Below are 16,667 nucleotides of genomic sequence, written 5' to 3' on the forward strand. Positions count from 1 at the left end.
ATGGCAGACTATCAGGGTAGAAAAGTCGTCATCATCGGGTTGGGCCTCACCGGCCTGTCCTGTGTCGATTTCTTCATGGCGCGCGGCGTGACGCCGCGCGTGATGGATACCCGTATCGCGCCGCCAGGGTTGGACAAACTGCCTGAAAGCGTGGAGCGCCATCTGGGCGATCTGAATCAAGACTGGCTGCTGGCGGCGGATCTGATCGTCGCCAGCCCGGGCGTCGCGCTGGCGACCCCGGCATTGAGCGCCGCGGCTGACGCCGGCGTCGAAATCGTCGGCGACGTCGAACTGTTCTGCCGCGAGGCGCAGGCGCCGATCGTGGCGATTACCGGCTCCAACGGCAAGAGCACCGTCACCACCCTGGTGGGCGAGATGGCGAAAGCCGCCGGTTGGGCGGTGGGCGTGGGCGGCAATATCGGCCTGCCGGCGCTGAGCCTGTTGCGTCAGGAATGTCAGCTTTACGTGCTGGAGCTGTCCAGCTTCCAGCTGGAAACGACGTATAGCCTGCGGGCGGCGGCGGCGACCATCCTGAACGTGACCGAAGATCATATGGATCGCTATCCGTTCGGTCTGCAGCAGTATCGCGGTGCCAAGCTGCGCGTGTATGAAAACGCCGCGGTGTGCGTGGTGAACGCGGACGACGCGCTGACCATGCCGGTGCGCGGCGCCGACGAACGCTGTGTCAGCTTCGGCGCGGACGTAGGCGACTATCACTTGAACCGCCAGCAGGGGGAAACCTGGCTGCGGGTGCGCGGTGAGAAGGTGCTGAATACGCGCGAAATGAAGCTGACCGGCCGCCACAATTACACCAACGCCCTGGCGGCGCTGGCGTTGGCGGATGCGGTCAATATCCCGCGTGCGTCCAGCCTGAAGGCGCTGACCACCTTCACCGGCCTGGCACACCGCTTCCAGCTGGCCTGGGAGCACAACGGCGTGCGTTGGATCAACGATTCCAAAGCCACCAACGTCGGCAGCACCGAAGCGGCGCTGAACGGCCTGCAGGTGGACGGCACGCTGCATCTGCTGCTGGGCGGCGACGGCAAGTCCGCCGATTTCTCGCCGCTGGCGCGCTATCTGCAGGGCGACAACGTGCGTCTGTATTGTTTTGGCCGTGACGGCGCTCAGCTGGCACAGCTGCGGCCGGAAGTGGCGACGTTGACCGAGACCATGGAGCAGGCGATGCGCACCATCGCCGGCCGCGTAATGCCCGGCGATATGGTGCTGTTGTCGCCGGCTTGCGCCAGCCTCGATCAGTTCCGTAATTTTGAAGTGCGCGGCGATGAGTTCGCCCGCCTGGCGCAGGAGCTTGGCGGATGAAACTACGCTTGCCGAACTTCGGGCTGACAGAACGGCTGAAAGACTGGGTGACCGGCGCGCGCGACAACGACGCGGTCAACATGGTGCTGTACGATCGCACCCTGCTGTGGTTGACCTTCGGCTTGGCGATCATCGGCTTCGTGATGGTGACCTCGGCCTCGATGCCGATCGGCCAACGCCTGGCGGACGATCCGTTCCTGTTCGCCAAACGTGACGCGCTGTACCTCGGCCTGGCGTTCGGCCTGTCGCTGGTGACGCTGCGCATCCCGATGGAAATTTGGCAGCGCTACAGCAACGTGATGCTGCTGATGTCGATCGTGATGCTGCTGATCGTCCTGGTGGTGGGGAGCTCGGTAAACGGGGCCTCGCGTTGGATCGCACTCGGCCCGTTGCGTATTCAGCCCGCGGAGCTGTCCAAGCTGTCGCTGTTCTGCTACCTGGCGAGCTATCTGGTGCGCAAGGTGGAAGAGGTGCGCAGCAACTTCTGGGGCTTCTGCAAGCCGATGGGCGTGATGGTGGTGCTGGCGGTGCTGCTGCTGGCGCAGCCGGACCTCGGTACCGTGGTGGTGCTGTTCATCACCACGCTAGCAATGCTGTTCCTGGCCGGTGCGAAAATGTGGCAGTTCCTGGCGATCATCGGCTCCGGCGTGTTCGCCGTGGTGCTGCTGATCATCGCGGAACCGTACCGTATGCGCCGCGTGACGTCGTTCTGGAACCCGTGGGCCGACCCGTTCGGCAGCGGCTACCAGCTGACCCAGTCGCTGATGGCGTTCGGCCGCGGCGAGTTCTGGGGGCAGGGGCTCGGCAACTCGGTGCAGAAACTGGAGTATTTGCCAGAGGCACACACCGACTTCATCTTCTCCATTTTGGGGGAAGAACTGGGCTATATCGGTGTGGTTTTAGCCCTGTTAATGGTATTCTTCGTCGCTTTTCGCGCGATGTCCATCGGGCGCCGCGCGCTGGAGATCGACCAACGCTTCTCCGGCTTCCTGGCCTGCGCGATCGGCGTGTGGTTCAGCTTCCAGGCGCTGGTTAACGTCGGCGCCGCCGCGGGCATGCTGCCGACCAAAGGTCTGACGCTGCCGCTGATCAGTTACGGCGGTTCGAGCTTGCTGATTATGTCGACGGCGATCGTGCTGTTGCTGCGAATTGATTATGAAACGCGCCTGACCAAGGCTCAGGCGTTTGTGAAGAGGTAAGGGATGAGCGGGAAACCTAAGCGTTTAATGGTGATGGCAGGCGGTACCGGTGGGCACGTGTTCCCGGGGCTGGCGGTCGCGCATCATCTGATGGCGCAGGGCTGGCAGGTGCGCTGGCTCGGAACCGCAGACCGAATGGAAGCCGATCTGGTGCCGAAGCACGGGATCGAGATCGATTTTATCCGCATCTCCGGCCTGCGCGGCAAGGGCCTGAAGGCTCAATTGACCGCACCGCTGCGGATCTGGCAGGCGGTGCGTCAGGCAAAAGCCATTATGCGCAGCTATCAGCCGGATGTGGTGCTGGGAATGGGCGGCTACGTCTCCGGTCCCGGCGGCCTGGCAGCCTGGCAGTGCGGCATCCCGGTGGTGCTGCACGAGCAGAACGGCATCGCCGGTTTGACCAACCGCTGGCTGGCGCGCATCGCCGCCAAAGTGATGCAGGCCTTCCCCGGCGCGTTCCCGAACGCCGAGGTGGTGGGCAACCCGGTGCGTACCGACGTGTTGGCGCTGCCACTGCCGGCAGAGCGGTTGCAAGGGCGCGAAGGCCCGATCCGCGTGCTGGTGATTGGCGGAAGTCAGGGCGCCCGCGTGCTGAATCAGACAGTTCCTGAAGTCGCGGCGCGTTTGGGCGATAGAATTACGCTCTGGCATCAGGTTGGCAAGGGCGCGCTGGAAACGGTGCTGCGCGACTACGAAAGGGTAGGGCAGACGCAGCACAAAGTGACCGAGTTCATCGACGACATGGCCGCCGCCTATGCCTGGGCCGACGTGGTGGTCTGCCGCTCCGGCGCGTTGACCGTCAGTGAAATCGCGGCGGCAGGGCTGCCGGCGATCTTCGTGCCGTTTATGCACAAGGATCGTCAGCAGTACTGGAACGCGCGTCCGCTGGAAGAAGCCGGCGCGGCGAAGATTATCGAACAGCCGCAGTTTAACGCCGATGTGGTGGCCGAACTGCTGGCGAGTTGGGATCGCAAGACGCTGCTGGCCATGGCCGAGAAAGCGCGTGCGGTCGCCATTCCGGATGCCACCGAGCGCGTGGCGGCGGAGCTGGTGCGGCTCGCCAAGTAACGAGTGCAGGGGTTCGGCGCGCCGAACCTGAATAAAAGCAATGTGATGTAGGGCCGGGGTACCGGATCCGGATTAGAGAGAGTGATGAATACACAACAACTGGCGAAACTACGTACTATCGTGCCCGAGATGCGTCGCGTCCGGCACATTCACTTTGTCGGCATCGGTGGTGCCGGCATGGGTGGTATCGCCGAAGTGTTGGCAAACGAAGGGTATCAGATCAGCGGCTCCGACCTGGCGCCGAATCCGGTCACCCAACAGTTGAGCGCGCTCGGGGCGACGATTTATTTCAATCACCGTCCGGAAAACGTGCTGGATGCGAGCGTGGTGGTGGTGTCTACCGCCATCTCCGCCGACAACCCGGAGATCGTCGCCGCTCGTGAAGCGCGCATCCCGGTGATCCGCCGCGCTGAAATGCTGGCGGAGCTGATGCGTTTTCGCCACGGTATCGCTATCGCCGGCACGCACGGCAAAACCACCACCACGGCGATGGTCTCGAGCATTTACGCCGAAGCCCGCCTGGACCCGACCTTCGTCAATGGCGGGCTGGTGAAGGCGGCGGGGACCCACGCACGACTGGGGTCCAGCCGTTATCTGATCGCGGAAGCGGATGAGAGCGATGCGTCGTTCCTGCATCTGCAGCCGATGGTGGCCGTAGTCACCAACATCGAAGCCGACCACATGGACACCTACCAGGGCGACTTCGAGAACCTGAAGCAGACGTTTATCAATTTCTTGCACAACCTGCCGTTCTATGGCCGCGCAGTGATGTGCATCGACGATCCGGTGGTGCGCGAGCTGTTGCCGCGCGTGGGTCGCCATATCACCACCTACGGCTTCAGTGAAGATGCCGACGTGCGCATCGAAGACTACCGGCAGATTGGGCCGCAGGGGCACTTTACCCTGAGCCGTCAGGACAAACCGTTACTGACGGTGACGCTGAACGCGCCGGGCCGCCACAATGCGTTGAACGCAGCGGCGGCGGTGGCGGTAGCGACCGAAGAAGGCATCGACGACGAAGATATCCTGCGCGCGCTGGCGGGCTTCCAGGGCACTGGGCGCCGCTTCGATTTCCTCGGTGAGTTCCCGCTGGAGCCGGTCAACGGCAAAGCGGGCAGTGCGATGCTGGTGGACGATTACGGCCACCATCCGACCGAAGTGGACGCCACGCTGAAAGCGGCGCGCGCCGGCTGGCCGGACAAGCGTCTGGTGATGATCTTCCAGCCGCACCGCTACACGCGTACTCGCGATCTGTACGACGATTTCGCCAACGTGCTGTCGCAGGTGGATGTGCTGCTGATGCTCGACGTGTACGCCGCCGGCGAAGCGCCGATCCCGGGCGCGGACAGCCGCTCGCTGTGCCGCACCATCCGCAGCCGCGGCAAGCTGGATCCGATCCTGGTTTCCGATGCCGATACCGTGCCGGAAACGCTGGCGCAGCTGCTGCAGGATGAAGACTTGGTGCTGGTGCAAGGCGCCGGCAACGTGGGCAAAATCGCCCGTAAACTGGCCGAGCTGAAGCTGCAGCCGCCGAAGAAAGAGGAGGAGCACCATGGCTGATAAAGTTGCAGTTCTGCTGGGCGGCACCTCCGCTGAACGTGACGTTTCTCTGCAGTCCGGCGCCGCGGTGCTGGCCGGGTTGCGCGAAGCCGGCATCGATGCGCACGGCGTCGATACCCGCGATTTCCCGGTGACCCAGCTGAAAGATCAAGGGTTCACCAAAGTGTTTATCGCGCTGCACGGCCGCGGCGGCGAGGACGGCACCCTGCAGGGGCTGCTGGAGTTCCTCGAGCTGCCTTATACCGGCAGCGGCGTGATGGCCTCGGCGCTGACCATGGACAAATGGCGCACCAAGATGGTGTGGCAGTCGATGGGCTTGCCGGTGGCGCCTTACGTGGCGCTGAATCGCCAGCTGTATCTCGGCGCCGAAAAAGCGGCGCTGCTGGCGCGCGTGGCGGATCTCGGCCTGCCGCTGATCGTCAAGCCGAGCCGTGAAGGCTCCAGCGTCGGCATGAGCAAGGTCACCGAGAGCGCTGCGTTGGAAGCCGCGCTGGAAGAAGCCTTCCGCCATGACGACGATGTGCTGGTGGAGAAGTGGCTGAGCGGCCCGGAATACACGGTGGCAATGCTGGGCGACCAGGTGCTGCCGTCGATCCGCATCCAGCCGGCCGGTGTGTTTTACGACTACCAGGCCAAGTACATTTCGGACGACACGCAGTACTTCTGCCCGAGCGGTTTGAGCGCCGAGCAGGAAGCCGAGATGGCGGCATTGGCGCTGCGCGCCTACCGCGGTCTGGACTGCAGCGGCTGGGGCCGCGTCGACGTGATGCAAGACAGCGATGGCAGCTTCTATCTGCTTGAGGTGAACACCTCTCCGGGCATGACCAGTCATAGCCTGGTGCCGATGGCAGCGCGCCAGTTTGGATTAAGCTTCTCGCAGCTAGTGGCGAGAATTTTGGAGTTGGCCGACTGATATGTCGCAAGCTGCCCTGAATGCGCGCGATCGCGAGGTGGATAACGGCCCGCGCCGCAGCAATGGAACCCAGTTGGCGGGAATGATTTTCCTGCTGATGGTGTTGGGAACGGTCGTGTGGAGCGGTTGGGCGGTGCTTGGCTGGATGAAAGATGCCAGTCGCCTGCCGCTCTCAAGGCTGGTGGTGACCGGCGAACGCCACTACACCACCAACGATGATATTCGTCAGGCGATCCTGGCGCTGGGCGCGCCCGGCACCTTTATGACGCAGGATGTGGACGTTATCCAGCAGCAGATCGAACGTCTGCCGTGGATCAAGCAGGCCAGCGTGCGCAAACAATGGCCGGATGAGCTGAAGATCCATCTGGTGGAGTACGTCCCGGTGGCGCGCTGGAACGATTTGCACATGGTGGACGCCGAGGGCAAAGCGTTCAGCGTGCCGGCGGAGCGGGCGGGCAAGCAGAAGTTGCCGCTGCTCTACGGGCCGGAAGGGAGCGAGCAGGATGTGCTGGAGGGCTATCGGGCGATGAGCGCCACGTTGGCGGCCAGCAAGTATACGCTGAAAATGGCGGCGATGACCGCGCGCCATTCCTGGCAGCTGGCGCTGGACAACGATGTTCGGCTTGAGCTGGGGCGCGATGACCGCAACGGGCGTTTGCAGCGGTTTATTGAGCTTTACCCGGTATTGCAGCAGCAGGGCCAGGCGGAGAGCAAGCGTGTCAGCTATGTCGATCTGCGCTACGAGTCCGGCGCTTCGGTAGGGTGGGCTCCGGTGTTGGTCGATCCGCAGGCGCTTGGCGGTCAGCAAAACAGTAATCAGCAACAGAATCAGGCACAGGCAAAACAACAATGATCAAGTCGACGGACAGAAAACTGGTAGTTGGACTGGAGATCGGTACTGCAAAAGTCTCCGCATTGGTAGGGGAAGTTCTGCCCGATGGCATGGTCAACATTATCGGGGTGGGCAGCTGCCCGTCTCGCGGCATGGATAAGGGCGGCGTAAACGACCTGGAGTCGGTGGTGAAGTGCGTACAGCGCGCCATCGATCAGGCCGAGCTGATGGCGGACTGCCAGATCTCGTCGGTGTACCTGGCGCTGTCGGGCAAACACATCAGCTGCCAGAACGAAATCGGCATGGTGCCGATCTCGGAAGAGGAAGTGACGCAGGACGACGTGGAGAATGTGGTGCACACCGCCAAATCGGTGCGCGTGCGCGACGAACACCGCATCCTGCACGTGATTCCTCAGGAATACGCCATCGATTATCAGGAAGGCATCAAAAACCCGGTTGGGCTGTCCGGCGTGCGCATGCAGGCCAAGGTGCATCTGATTACCTGCCATAACGATATGGCGAAGAACATCGTCAAGGCCGTGGAACGTTGCGGCTTGAAAGTTGACCAACTTATTTTCGCCGGTCTGGCCGCGAGCTACGCGGTGCTGACCGAAGATGAACGCGAACTCGGCGTTTGCGTGGTGGATATCGGCGGCGGCACCATGGATATGGCGGTGTACACCGGCGGTGCGCTGCGCCACACCAAAGTGATCCCTTACGCCGGGAACGTGGTCACCAGCGATATCGCCTACGCCTTCGGCACGCCGCCGACCGACGCGGAAGCGATTAAAGTTCGACACGGCTGTGCGCTTGGGTCGATTGTTAGCAAGGATGAGAATGTAGAGGTGCCTAGCGTCGGGGGACGTCCTCCGCGCAGTCTGCAAAGACAGACGCTGGCTGAAGTCATTGAGCCACGCTACACCGAACTGTTGAATCTGGTTAACGATGAAATTTTGCAATTGCAGGAGCAACTGCGTCAGCAAGGGGTGAAGCATCATCTGGCGGCAGGTATCGTGCTGACCGGTGGCGCCGCCCAGATTGATGGCCTGGCAGCCTGTGCGCAACGGGTGTTCCATACCCAGGTACGCATCGGCCAACCCTTGAACATCACGGGTCTGACGGATTATGCGCAGGAGCCTTACTACTCGACGGCGGTAGGTCTGCTGCACTATGGAAAAGAGTCTCACCTGAGCGGTGAGACAGAAGTAGAAAAACGCGCCTCGGTGGGCAATTGGTTTAAACGCATCAATAGCTGGCTGAGAAAAGAGTTTTAATGTTTCAACAAAGAGATCATGCTGAGTAATCTTTTTATGATCTCGCAGCGACAGGCACAAAACGGAGAGAAACTATGTTTGAACCAATGGAACTAACCAATGACGCGGTGATTAAAGTCATCGGCGTCGGCGGCGGCGGTGGCAACGCCGTTGAACACATGGTGCGCGAGCGCATCGAAGGTGTTGAATTCTTCGCTGTGAACACGGACGCCCAGGCGCTCCGTAAAACGGCGGTTGGCCAAACCATCCAGATTGGTAGCGGTATTACCAAAGGTCTGGGTGCGGGCGCGAACCCTGAAGTGGGTCGCAATTCAGCGGAAGAAGACCGCGAAGCCCTGCGCGCAGCGCTGGACGGCGCAGACATGGTCTTCATCGCAGCCGGCATGGGCGGCGGTACCGGTACCGGTGCGGCGCCAGTGGTGGCTGAAGTGGCTAAAGATTTGGGTATTCTGACCGTGGCCGTGGTGACCAAGCCTTTCAACTTCGAAGGCAAGAAGCGCATGGCATTCGCGGAGCAGGGTATCGCTGAACTGTCCAAACACGTGGACTCGCTGATCACCATCCCGAACGACAAATTGCTGAAAGTTCTGGGTCGCGGCATCTCTCTGCTGGACGCGTTCGGCGCGGCCAACGACGTGCTGAAAGGCGCGGTGCAGGGTATTGCCGAGCTGATCACCCGTCCGGGCCTGATGAACGTCGACTTCGCCGACGTGCGCACCGTGATGTCCGAAATGGGCTACGCGATGATGGGTTCCGGCGTGGCTTGCGGTGAAGACCGCGCCGAAGAAGCGGCCGAAATGGCGATCTCCAGCCCACTGCTGGAAGACATCGACCTGTCCGGCGCGCGCGGCGTGTTGGTCAACATTACCGCTGGCTTCGACCTGCGTCTGGATGAGTTCGAAACCGTGGGTAACACCATCCGCGCGTTCGCTTCCGACAACGCTACCGTGGTTATCGGTACCTCGCTGGATCCAGAAATGAACGACGAACTGCGCGTAACCGTGGTTGCAACCGGTATCGGTATGGACAAGCGTCCTGAAATCACCCTGGTGACCAATAAGCAGGCCAGCCAGCCGGTGATGGATCACCGTTATCAGCAGCACGGCATGTCGCCTCTGCCGCAGGAAGTGAAACCTGCCGCGAAGGTGGTCAACGACCAAGCTGCGCAGCCGAATAAAGAGCCCGACTATCTTGATATTCCAGCCTTCCTGCGTAAGCAGGCAGACTAAGAATATCCTGAGAATTTGGAATCTCCGCTCTTTGTGCTAAACTGTCCCGCCAGCCATGCTGTATGCTTGGCTGGTAGGATGGATAACATTGCGAGATAAAACGATGATCAAACAAAGGACATTAAAACGTATTGTTCAGGCGACTGGCGTCGGTTTGCATACCGGCAAGAAAGTCACGCTGACAATGCGCCCAGCGCCGGCTAATACCGGGGTCATCTATCGTCGCACTGACTTGAATCCACCGGTTGATTTTCCGGCTGATGCAAAATCCGTGCGTGATACCATGCTCTGTACTTGCCTGGTGAATGAGCATGACGTGCGTATTTCGACCGTTGAGCACCTCAACGCCGCGCTGGCTGGGCTGGGCATCGACAACATCGTCATTGAAGTCGACGCCGCTGAAATCCCAATCATGGACGGCAGCGCCAGTCCGTTCGTGTTCTTGCTGCTGGATGCCGGCATCGAAGAACTGAACTCGGCGAAGAAATTCCTGCGTCTGAAAGAGACTGTGCGTGTTGAAGATGGCGATAAATGGGCCGAGCTGTCCCCGCATAACGGGTTCCGCTTGGACTTCACCATCGATTTCAACCACCCGGCTATCGACGCCAGCTCTCAGCGCTATCGCCTTGATTTCTCGGCTGAGTCGTTCGTGCGTCAAATCAGCCGCGCGCGCACCTTCGGGTTTATGCGAGACATCGAATACCTGCAGTCCCGTGGCCTGGCCTTGGGCGGCAGTTTCGATTGCGCCATCGTGGTAGATGATTACCGCGTGCTGAACGAAGACGGTCTGCGTTTCGAAGACGAATTCGTACGTCACAAAATGCTGGACGCCATCGGCGACCTGTTCATGTGCGGCCACAACATTATTGGCGCGTTCACCGCGTTCAAGTCTGGCCACGCGCTGAACAACAAACTGCTGCAGGCCGTGCTGGCCAAGCAGGAAGCGTGGGAATACGTGACCTTCCAGGACGAAGCCGAAATGCCATTGGCATTCAAGGCACCGTCTACCGTATTGGCGTAAGGTCTGAATTCCTCGCCTGCGAATAACGGCAGGCGCATCCCCTAAGAGCCTGAGAATTCAGGCTCGCGATGGTGTGATGCCGGCTGTCGGGTGTTTTGCAGTTCGTGTCGCTGATTACTTATCACGACTGGTTGTGTTGGTACCCTCTCCGGCCAATGCAGCCAGCCGTTCCAATATTTTGCGCAGCTTCTCCGGGCTACGGCTTGCCAATCCTCTCAGTTCCTTCGCACTTTCCAGACTCAAATGCCGCATTGGCACGGGTTTTTCCGGCGCTTTTTCGGCGTTTTGCACCTGGTTGCTGCCTTTCGCCATCAAGGCCGGATTAATCCTGATGTCGATCGACGACAATGATGGTAGAATTTGCGCTCGTAGTGCAGACAGCAAAGCGGGTTGTTCGTAGCGCAAGCGCATCATCCAACTGGCATTTGCCGTTTCGAGCACTAAAATACCCTGTCGGAAATTCGCGACGCGGCACCAGGGATGCAGGGGAGCGGGCAACAGGCCCTTCACTGCACGGTTAAGCTTGAGCAGCGCCACCGCGCGTTGCTGGACGTTTTGCAGCGTCCCTTTGCTGCCGGCAGACGCGTCGTCGAACAGGACATCTAATAATTGTGGACGGCTATCGCGCATAATGGGCTCCGGCGGATTATAAACTCGTGATCGGTATTCTAAATCGTTGGCGACAATTTGGCAGACGTTATTTCTGGCCCCATCTCCTGTTAGGGATGGTTGCGGCCACGCTTGGCGCACCTTCCAATTTGTCCGGCGCCCCCGATCAGGCCGCACTGCCGAGCACATCGTCCAGCCTTAACCGGCAAAATTCGGCCAACGGCACCTTCAACAGCCTGGCCCTGCTGCAGGACGCACATCGCCGTCCTACCTTCAGCGTAGATTATTGGCAGCAACATGCGCTGCGCACCGTCATTCGTCACCTCTCTTTCGCGCTGGCGCCGCAGGCGGTTTATGCGCGGGTGCAGGAAAGCGAAGCCGAAGCGGAACCCCCTTTGCAGGTAGCGCAACTGGCGCTGCTTTCTACTCTCAACGCGCTGCTGACGCACGAGCCGAAGCCGCCGACCATCATTCGCCACACCCACCTTGAGGTGCTGCCCACGCTGGCGCGCCACCAGACCGGCCTGTGGGTGGCGCAGGTGCAAGGCATTCGCGCCGGGCCAGCCGCTCTCGTCTGACTTCGCCCTTCGGGCACAAAAACCATAAATAATAGCAAGTTGACTGCCGTGCTCGGCCGTCATGACAGAGATATCAAACATCATGTTAGTGAAATTATTAACCAAAGTTTTTGGCAGCCGTAACGATCGTACCCTGCGCCGCATGCGCAAAGTGGTTGAGCAGATCAACCGCATGGAACCGGACATGGAAAAACTGTCCGATGACGAGCTGAAAGCGAAAACCAACGAGTTCCGCGCGCGCCTGGAGAAAGGCGAGTCGTTGGACAGCCTGATCCCGGAAGCCTTCGCCGTGGTGCGTGAGGCGAGCAAGCGCGTGTTCGGCATGCGTCACTTCGACGTGCAGCTGCTGGGCGGCATGGTGCTGAACGATCGCTGCATCGCCGAGATGCGCACCGGTGAAGGTAAAACCCTGACCGCGACGCTGCCGGCTTATCTGAACGCCCTGAGCGGCCGCGGCGTGCACGTCGTGACCGTCAACGACTATCTGGCGCAGCGTGACGCCGAAAACAACCGTCCGTTGTTCGAGTTCCTCGGCCTGAGCATCGGTATCAACCTGCCGGGCATGCCGGCGCCGGCCAAGCGTGAAGCTTACGCCGCCGACATCACCTACGGCACCAACAACGAATACGGCTTCGACTACCTGCGCGACAACATGGCGTTCAGCCCGGAAGAGCGCGTGCAGCGCAAACTGCACTATGCGCTGGTGGATGAGGTGGACTCCATCCTGATCGATGAAGCGCGTACGCCGCTGATCATCTCCGGCCCGGCAGAAGACAGCTCCGAGATGTACATCAAGGTCAACAAGCTGATCCCTAAACTGATCCGCCAGGAAAAAGAAGACTCCGACACCTTCAAGGGTGAAGGGCACTTCTCGGTGGATGAGAAGGCGCGTCAGGTCCACCTGACCGAACGCGGTCTGATCCTGATCGAAGAGATGCTGGTGGAAGCTGGCATCATGGATGAAGGCGAATCGCTGTACTCGCCGACCAACATCATGCTGATGCACCACGTTACCGCCGCGCTGCGTGCCCACGTGCTGTTTACCCGCGACGTGGACTACATCGTGAAAGACGGCGAAGTGATCATCGTCGATGAGCACACCGGCCGTACCATGCAGGGCCGCCGCTGGTCCGACGGTCTGCACCAGGCGGTGGAAGCCAAAGAAGGCGTGGAGATCCAGAACGAGAACCAGACGCTGGCTTCGATCACCTTCCAGAACTACTTCCGTCTGTACGAGAAGCTGGCCGGGATGACCGGTACCGCCGATACCGAAGCCTTCGAATTCAGCTCGATCTACAAGCTGGACACCATCGTGGTGCCAACCAACCGTCCGATGATCCGTAAGGATATGCCGGATCTGGTGTACATGACCGAGAAAGAGAAGATCGGTGCCATCATCGAAGACATCCGCGAGCGTACCGCCAAAGGCCAGCCGGTGCTGGTGGGTACCATCTCAATCGAGAAATCCGAAGTGGTTTCCCATGAGCTGACCAAAGCGGGTATCGAGCACAAGGTGCTGAACGCCAAATTCCACGCCATGGAGGCGGACATCGTCGCCCAGGCGGGTCAGAGCGGTGCGGTGACCATCGCCACCAACATGGCGGGCCGTGGTACCGATATCGTGCTGGGCGGCAGCTGGCAGGCCGAAGTGGCGCTGCTGGAAGAACCGACAGAAGAGCAAATTGAAGCCATCAAAGCCGCCTGGAAAGTGCGCCACGACGCGGTGCTGGCGGCGGGCGGTCTGCATATTATCGGCACCGAGCGCCATGAATCGCGCCGTATCGATAACCAGCTGCGCGGCCGTTCCGGTCGTCAGGGCGACGCCGGTTCATCTCGCTTCTACCTGTCGATGGAAGATGCCCTGATGCGTATCTTCGCCTCGGATCGCGTGTCTGGCATGATGCGTAAACTGGGCATGAAAGAAGGCGAAGCGATTGAGCACCCGTGGGTGACCAAGGCGATCGCCAACGCCCAGCGCAAGGTGGAGAGCCGCAACTTCGATATCCGTAAGCAGCTGCTGGAATACGACGATGTCGCCAACGATCAGCGCCGCGCTATCTACAGCCAGCGTAACGAATTGCTGGACGTGTCCGACGTGAGCGAAACCATCGCCAGCATCCGCGAGGACGTGTTCAAGAGCACCATCGACAACTACATCACGCCGCAGTCGCTGGAAGAAGAGTGGGACATTCAGGGGCTGGAAGAGCGCCTGAAGAACGACTTCGATCTGGAGATGCCAATTGCCCAGTGGCTGGACAAAGAGCCGGAGCTGCACGAAGAGACGCTGCGCGAACGTATTCTGGAGAACGCCAAAGAGCAGTACCTGCGTAAGGAAGACGTGGTCGGCAGCGAAATGATGCGCAACTTCGAGAAGGGCGTGATGCTGCAGACGCTGGATTCCCTGTGGAAAGAGCACCTGGCGGCGATGGACTACCTGCGTCAGGGCATCCACCTGCGCGGCTATGCGCAGAAGGATCCGAAGCAGGAGTACAAGCGCGAATCCTTCAACATGTTCGCCACCATGCTGGAATCGCTGAAATATGAAGTGATCAGCGTGCTGAGCAAGGTACAGGTGCGGATGCCGGAAGAAGTGGAAGCGCTGGAACAGCAGCGTCGTGAAGAGGCTGAGCGCCTGGCGCAGCAGCAACAGCTGAGCCACCACGACGAGAACGCGCTGGTGACCGAAGATCCGAACGCGCCGGCGACCGCCGAGCGCAAAGTGGGCCGCAACGATCCTTGCCCATGCGGTTCCGGCAAGAAATACAAGCAGTGCCACGGCCGCCTGCAGTAATGCCGGCTGCGGTTAACCGATAACACCCAGGGGTTCAGCTTGCTGAGCCCCTGTTTTTTGGCACCCATCAGGAGGGTGAGATGAAACATCTGAATATCGCCGTGGGCATCATCCGCAATGCTCAACGGGAAATCTTTATTACCCGCCGCGCCGCTGACACGCACATGGCCGGATTTTGGGAGTTTCCCGGCGGCAAGATCGAACCGGGTGAGACGCCGGAACAGGCCCTGAGCCGCGAGTTGCGTGAAGAGACCGGTATCGAAGCCGAGCGGGCCGAACTGTTGGAGGTGGTGGAACATCGTTTCAGCGATCGCATCGTGACACTGAATTTTTATCTGGTGGAGCGTTGGGCGGGCGAGCCGTTTGGCCGTGAAGGGCAGCCGATGCGCTGGGTAAAACAGGCCGATCTGCGTGAAGACGAGTTCCCGGAAGCCAACGTCGGCATTATTCAACTGCTGGTGGCGCAGGCTAACGCCGCGCAATAACAAGATTGGCCTGGCGTCCGCCAGGCCTTCAACCGGCGACTAGCGGTCGTCGAGTTCGCTCCAGTCTTCGCTTTCTGACAGATCGCTGTTGCTCGGAATGCGCTTCTCTTCATCGGCCCACTCGCCAAGATCAATCAGCTGGCAGCGCTTGCTGCAAAACGGCCGGAACGGGCTGACTTCACCCCAAACCACGCCGGTGCCACAGGTTGGGCATTTCACTACGGTCGTCATAACGGTTCCTTACGCCTTCTGTCAGTGCTGAGAAGGCTTGCTTTCATGAGTTCAACAACAGGCCAATTCGAACGTCAGGCGTTCAGGCACCACGCCATTTTCGCTGTCCAGCGGCAGGAAACGAATGGCATAACGCGTCTTGTGGCCAGAAATCTGCGGATAAAGCTGCGGCGCCAGATGGAGGCGCAGGCGTAGCAGATCCGCCCCTTCGGCGTTGTCCTGGAAAAAGCCGTTCAGGCTGATTTGATTGCGGAACGGCCCCGACTGACGGATCAGATCCAGCACCATGATCAGCGCCTGGTTCAGCGGATCCAACGACTGCAGCCAGGCGGCGACGTCGGCGTCGCGATCCTGCTGCGGCGCGTGCATCCACATGTGCAGGGTTGGCAGATCGAAGCTGCAGCAGCCGCCGGGAATGTTCAGCCGCTGGCGCACCAGGCCGATCAGCCGGTCTTCACGCAGCGCCTGACCGAGGCGCGGCGCCGCCATCAGCGCCGATGAGCGCGACTTCAACTGGCCTCGCAACTGATCGATCAGCGCCATATCCACGCCCGGCACATCGGCCCAGGCCAACAGTTTTTGCTGCTGTCGCTCCAGCTCTTTGAGCAGTTCGGTGCGCACTTCGCCGCGCTCCAGCACGTCCAGCAAATCGGAGACGGTGCGGAAAAAGGTAAGGGCGATGGCGGTTTCGCTCAGGGCGCGCTGGCCGTGCAGCTGTTGCAGTAAAAACTCGATGCGCAGCCAGGTGCGCATTTTTTCGTTCAGCGGGTGTTCAAAGAGAACGGTTGGGGAAACATCACTCATGCAGTTTAATCCTGTTGGGGCGCTGTTGCCGCCAGTTCAAGGTAGCGACGATGCAGTGCGGCGACCCGTGGCTCTATCCCCTGAGCGGCGCCGCTGTTGTCAATAATGTCATCCGCCACGGCGAGGCGCTGCTGGCGCGTGGCCTGGGCGGCGAGAATGCTCTGCGCTTGCTCGCGGCTGATGCCGTCGCGCGCGATGGTGCGAGCCAACTGGGTTTCGGTGTCGACGTCGATCACCAGCACCCGATCGGCGCGATCCTGCAGGCCGTTTTCCACCAGCAGCGGCACGACCCACAGCGCGTACGGGCTGGCCGCCTGCGCCAGTTGGCGTTGGGTCTCGCGGTGTATCAGCGGATGCAGTAGTTGGTTCAGCCAGGTTTTATCATCGGGGTGGCTGAAGATGCGCTGACGCAGAGCAGCGCGGTTGAGCGCGCCGTCCGGCAGCAACATTTCATTACCAAATCGCTCGGCGATCGCGGCCAGAGCAGGGGTGCCCGGCTCAACGACCTGACGGGCGATCACGTCGGCATCGACAATGGCTGCGCCGTGGCGCGCAAAGGCGTTCGCAACGGTCGTTTTGCCGCTGCCTATGCCCCCGGTCAACGCAACAATGTAGGCCATGGTGTTAGGTGCATCCGATGTTCATAAAAAAATAATAGACGAATCATAAAGCGATCGCGCAGAAGTGCAAGTCGGCAGGCGGCGCTTGCGCCTCGGCCCCGTTCGGGCGGCGAGAAAAAGCGCAGCGGCACGG

Annotated in this window: 16 protein-coding genes; 12 read left to right on the top strand and 4 right to left on the bottom strand. The window is 60.6% G+C overall.

Annotated features, from left to right (window positions below; all coding sequences use genetic code 11):
* The 9 genes from murD (at position 1) to lpxC (ending at position 10,416) form a co-directional block, all read left to right on the top strand.
* On the top strand, positions 1 to 1,320 hold the full coding sequence (gene murD / locus N6G83_RS21860) for a UDP-N-acetylmuramoyl-L-alanine--D-glutamate ligase (RefSeq protein ID WP_049204793.1): 1,320 nt from the start codon (positions 1 to 3) through the stop codon (positions 1,318 to 1,320).
* On the top strand, positions 1,317 to 2,519 hold the full coding sequence (gene ftsW, locus N6G83_RS21865) for a cell division protein FtsW (protein ID WP_025301570.1): 1,203 nt from the start codon (positions 1,317 to 1,319) through the stop codon (positions 2,517 to 2,519). The genes murD and ftsW overlap by 4 nt, the downstream gene beginning before the upstream one ends.
* 3 nt (positions 2,520 to 2,522) lie before the next feature.
* Positions 2,523 to 3,587, top strand: a complete 1,065-nt coding sequence (gene murG, locus N6G83_RS21870) for an undecaprenyldiphospho-muramoylpentapeptide beta-N-acetylglucosaminyltransferase (protein WP_004932773.1) — start codon at positions 2,523 to 2,525, stop codon at positions 3,585 to 3,587.
* A gap of 84 nt (positions 3,588 to 3,671) precedes the next feature.
* On the top strand, positions 3,672 to 5,147 hold the full coding sequence (gene murC, locus N6G83_RS21875) for a UDP-N-acetylmuramate--L-alanine ligase (protein WP_025301571.1): 1,476 nt from the start codon (positions 3,672 to 3,674) through the stop codon (positions 5,145 to 5,147).
* Positions 5,140 to 6,060 carry a D-alanine--D-alanine ligase gene (locus tag N6G83_RS21880; RefSeq protein WP_127146503.1) on the top strand — a complete coding sequence of 307 codons (921 nt, stop codon included), beginning with the start codon at positions 5,140 to 5,142 and terminating at the stop codon, positions 6,058 to 6,060. The genes murC and N6G83_RS21880 overlap by 8 nt, the downstream gene beginning before the upstream one ends.
* A gap of 1 nt (position 6,061) precedes the next feature.
* Positions 6,062 to 6,913, top strand: a complete 852-nt coding sequence (gene ftsQ / locus N6G83_RS21885) for a cell division protein FtsQ (RefSeq protein WP_004932761.1) — start codon at positions 6,062 to 6,064, stop codon at positions 6,911 to 6,913.
* Positions 6,910 to 8,166 carry a cell division protein FtsA gene (ftsA, locus tag N6G83_RS21890; protein ID WP_004932758.1) on the top strand — a complete coding sequence of 419 codons (1,257 nt, stop codon included), beginning with the start codon at positions 6,910 to 6,912 and terminating at the stop codon, positions 8,164 to 8,166. The genes ftsQ and ftsA overlap by 4 nt, the downstream gene beginning before the upstream one ends.
* A gap of 74 nt (positions 8,167 to 8,240) precedes the next feature.
* Complete coding sequence (gene ftsZ, locus N6G83_RS21895) at positions 8,241 to 9,395, top strand: cell division protein FtsZ (protein WP_004932757.1); 1,155 nt, start codon at positions 8,241 to 8,243, stop codon at positions 9,393 to 9,395.
* A 103-nt stretch (positions 9,396 to 9,498) separates the two neighbouring features.
* Positions 9,499 to 10,416 (top strand): UDP-3-O-acyl-N-acetylglucosamine deacetylase, encoded by a 918-nt coding sequence (lpxC, locus tag N6G83_RS21900; RefSeq protein WP_004932754.1) that lies wholly within the window; start codon positions 9,499 to 9,501, stop codon positions 10,414 to 10,416.
* 114 nt (positions 10,417 to 10,530) lie between these two features.
* Here the strand turns inward: lpxC and N6G83_RS21905 are convergent, their stop codons facing one another.
* The gene (locus N6G83_RS21905; RefSeq protein WP_164064006.1) at positions 10,531 to 11,046 is read right to left on the bottom strand and encodes a DUF721 domain-containing protein; all 516 of its coding nucleotides are present in this window, start codon (positions 11,044 to 11,046) and stop codon (positions 10,531 to 10,533) included.
* Positions 11,047 to 11,072: 26 nt separating this feature from the next.
* Between N6G83_RS21905 and secM the strand changes: the two genes are divergently transcribed.
* From secM to mutT, 3 genes are all read left to right on the top strand, one after another.
* Entirely contained in the window at positions 11,073 to 11,603 is a 531-nt protein-coding gene (gene secM / locus N6G83_RS21910) for a secA translation cis-regulator SecM (protein WP_049204789.1), read from the top strand.
* A gap of 82 nt (positions 11,604 to 11,685) precedes the next feature.
* Complete coding sequence (gene secA, locus N6G83_RS21915; protein WP_025301576.1) at positions 11,686 to 14,394, top strand: preprotein translocase subunit SecA; 2,709 nt, start codon at positions 11,686 to 11,688, stop codon at positions 14,392 to 14,394.
* An 80-nt stretch (positions 14,395 to 14,474) separates the two neighbouring features.
* Positions 14,475 to 14,879 carry an 8-oxo-dGTP diphosphatase MutT gene (gene mutT, locus N6G83_RS21920; RefSeq protein WP_025301577.1) on the top strand — a complete coding sequence of 135 codons (405 nt, stop codon included), beginning with the start codon at positions 14,475 to 14,477 and terminating at the stop codon, positions 14,877 to 14,879.
* 39 nt (positions 14,880 to 14,918) lie between these two features.
* Here the strand turns inward: mutT and yacG are convergent, their stop codons facing one another.
* From yacG to coaE, 3 genes are read right to left on the bottom strand one after another with little or no spacing between them, the layout of a single operon-like run.
* Positions 14,919 to 15,110: a DNA gyrase inhibitor YacG gene (gene yacG / locus N6G83_RS21925; RefSeq protein ID WP_025301578.1), complete on the bottom strand. Its 192-nt coding sequence runs from the start codon at positions 15,108 to 15,110 to the stop codon at positions 14,919 to 14,921.
* Between the two features lie 51 nt (positions 15,111 to 15,161).
* Positions 15,162 to 15,914, bottom strand: a complete 753-nt coding sequence (gene zapD, locus N6G83_RS21930; protein WP_025301579.1) for a cell division protein ZapD — start codon at positions 15,912 to 15,914, stop codon at positions 15,162 to 15,164.
* A gap of 5 nt (positions 15,915 to 15,919) precedes the next feature.
* On the bottom strand, positions 15,920 to 16,534 hold the full coding sequence (gene coaE, locus N6G83_RS21935; RefSeq protein WP_025301580.1) for a dephospho-CoA kinase: 615 nt from the start codon (positions 16,532 to 16,534) through the stop codon (positions 15,920 to 15,922).
* Between the last annotated feature and the right edge of the window lie 133 nt (positions 16,535 to 16,667).

The organism is Serratia sp. PL7 (assembly GCF_945957435.1).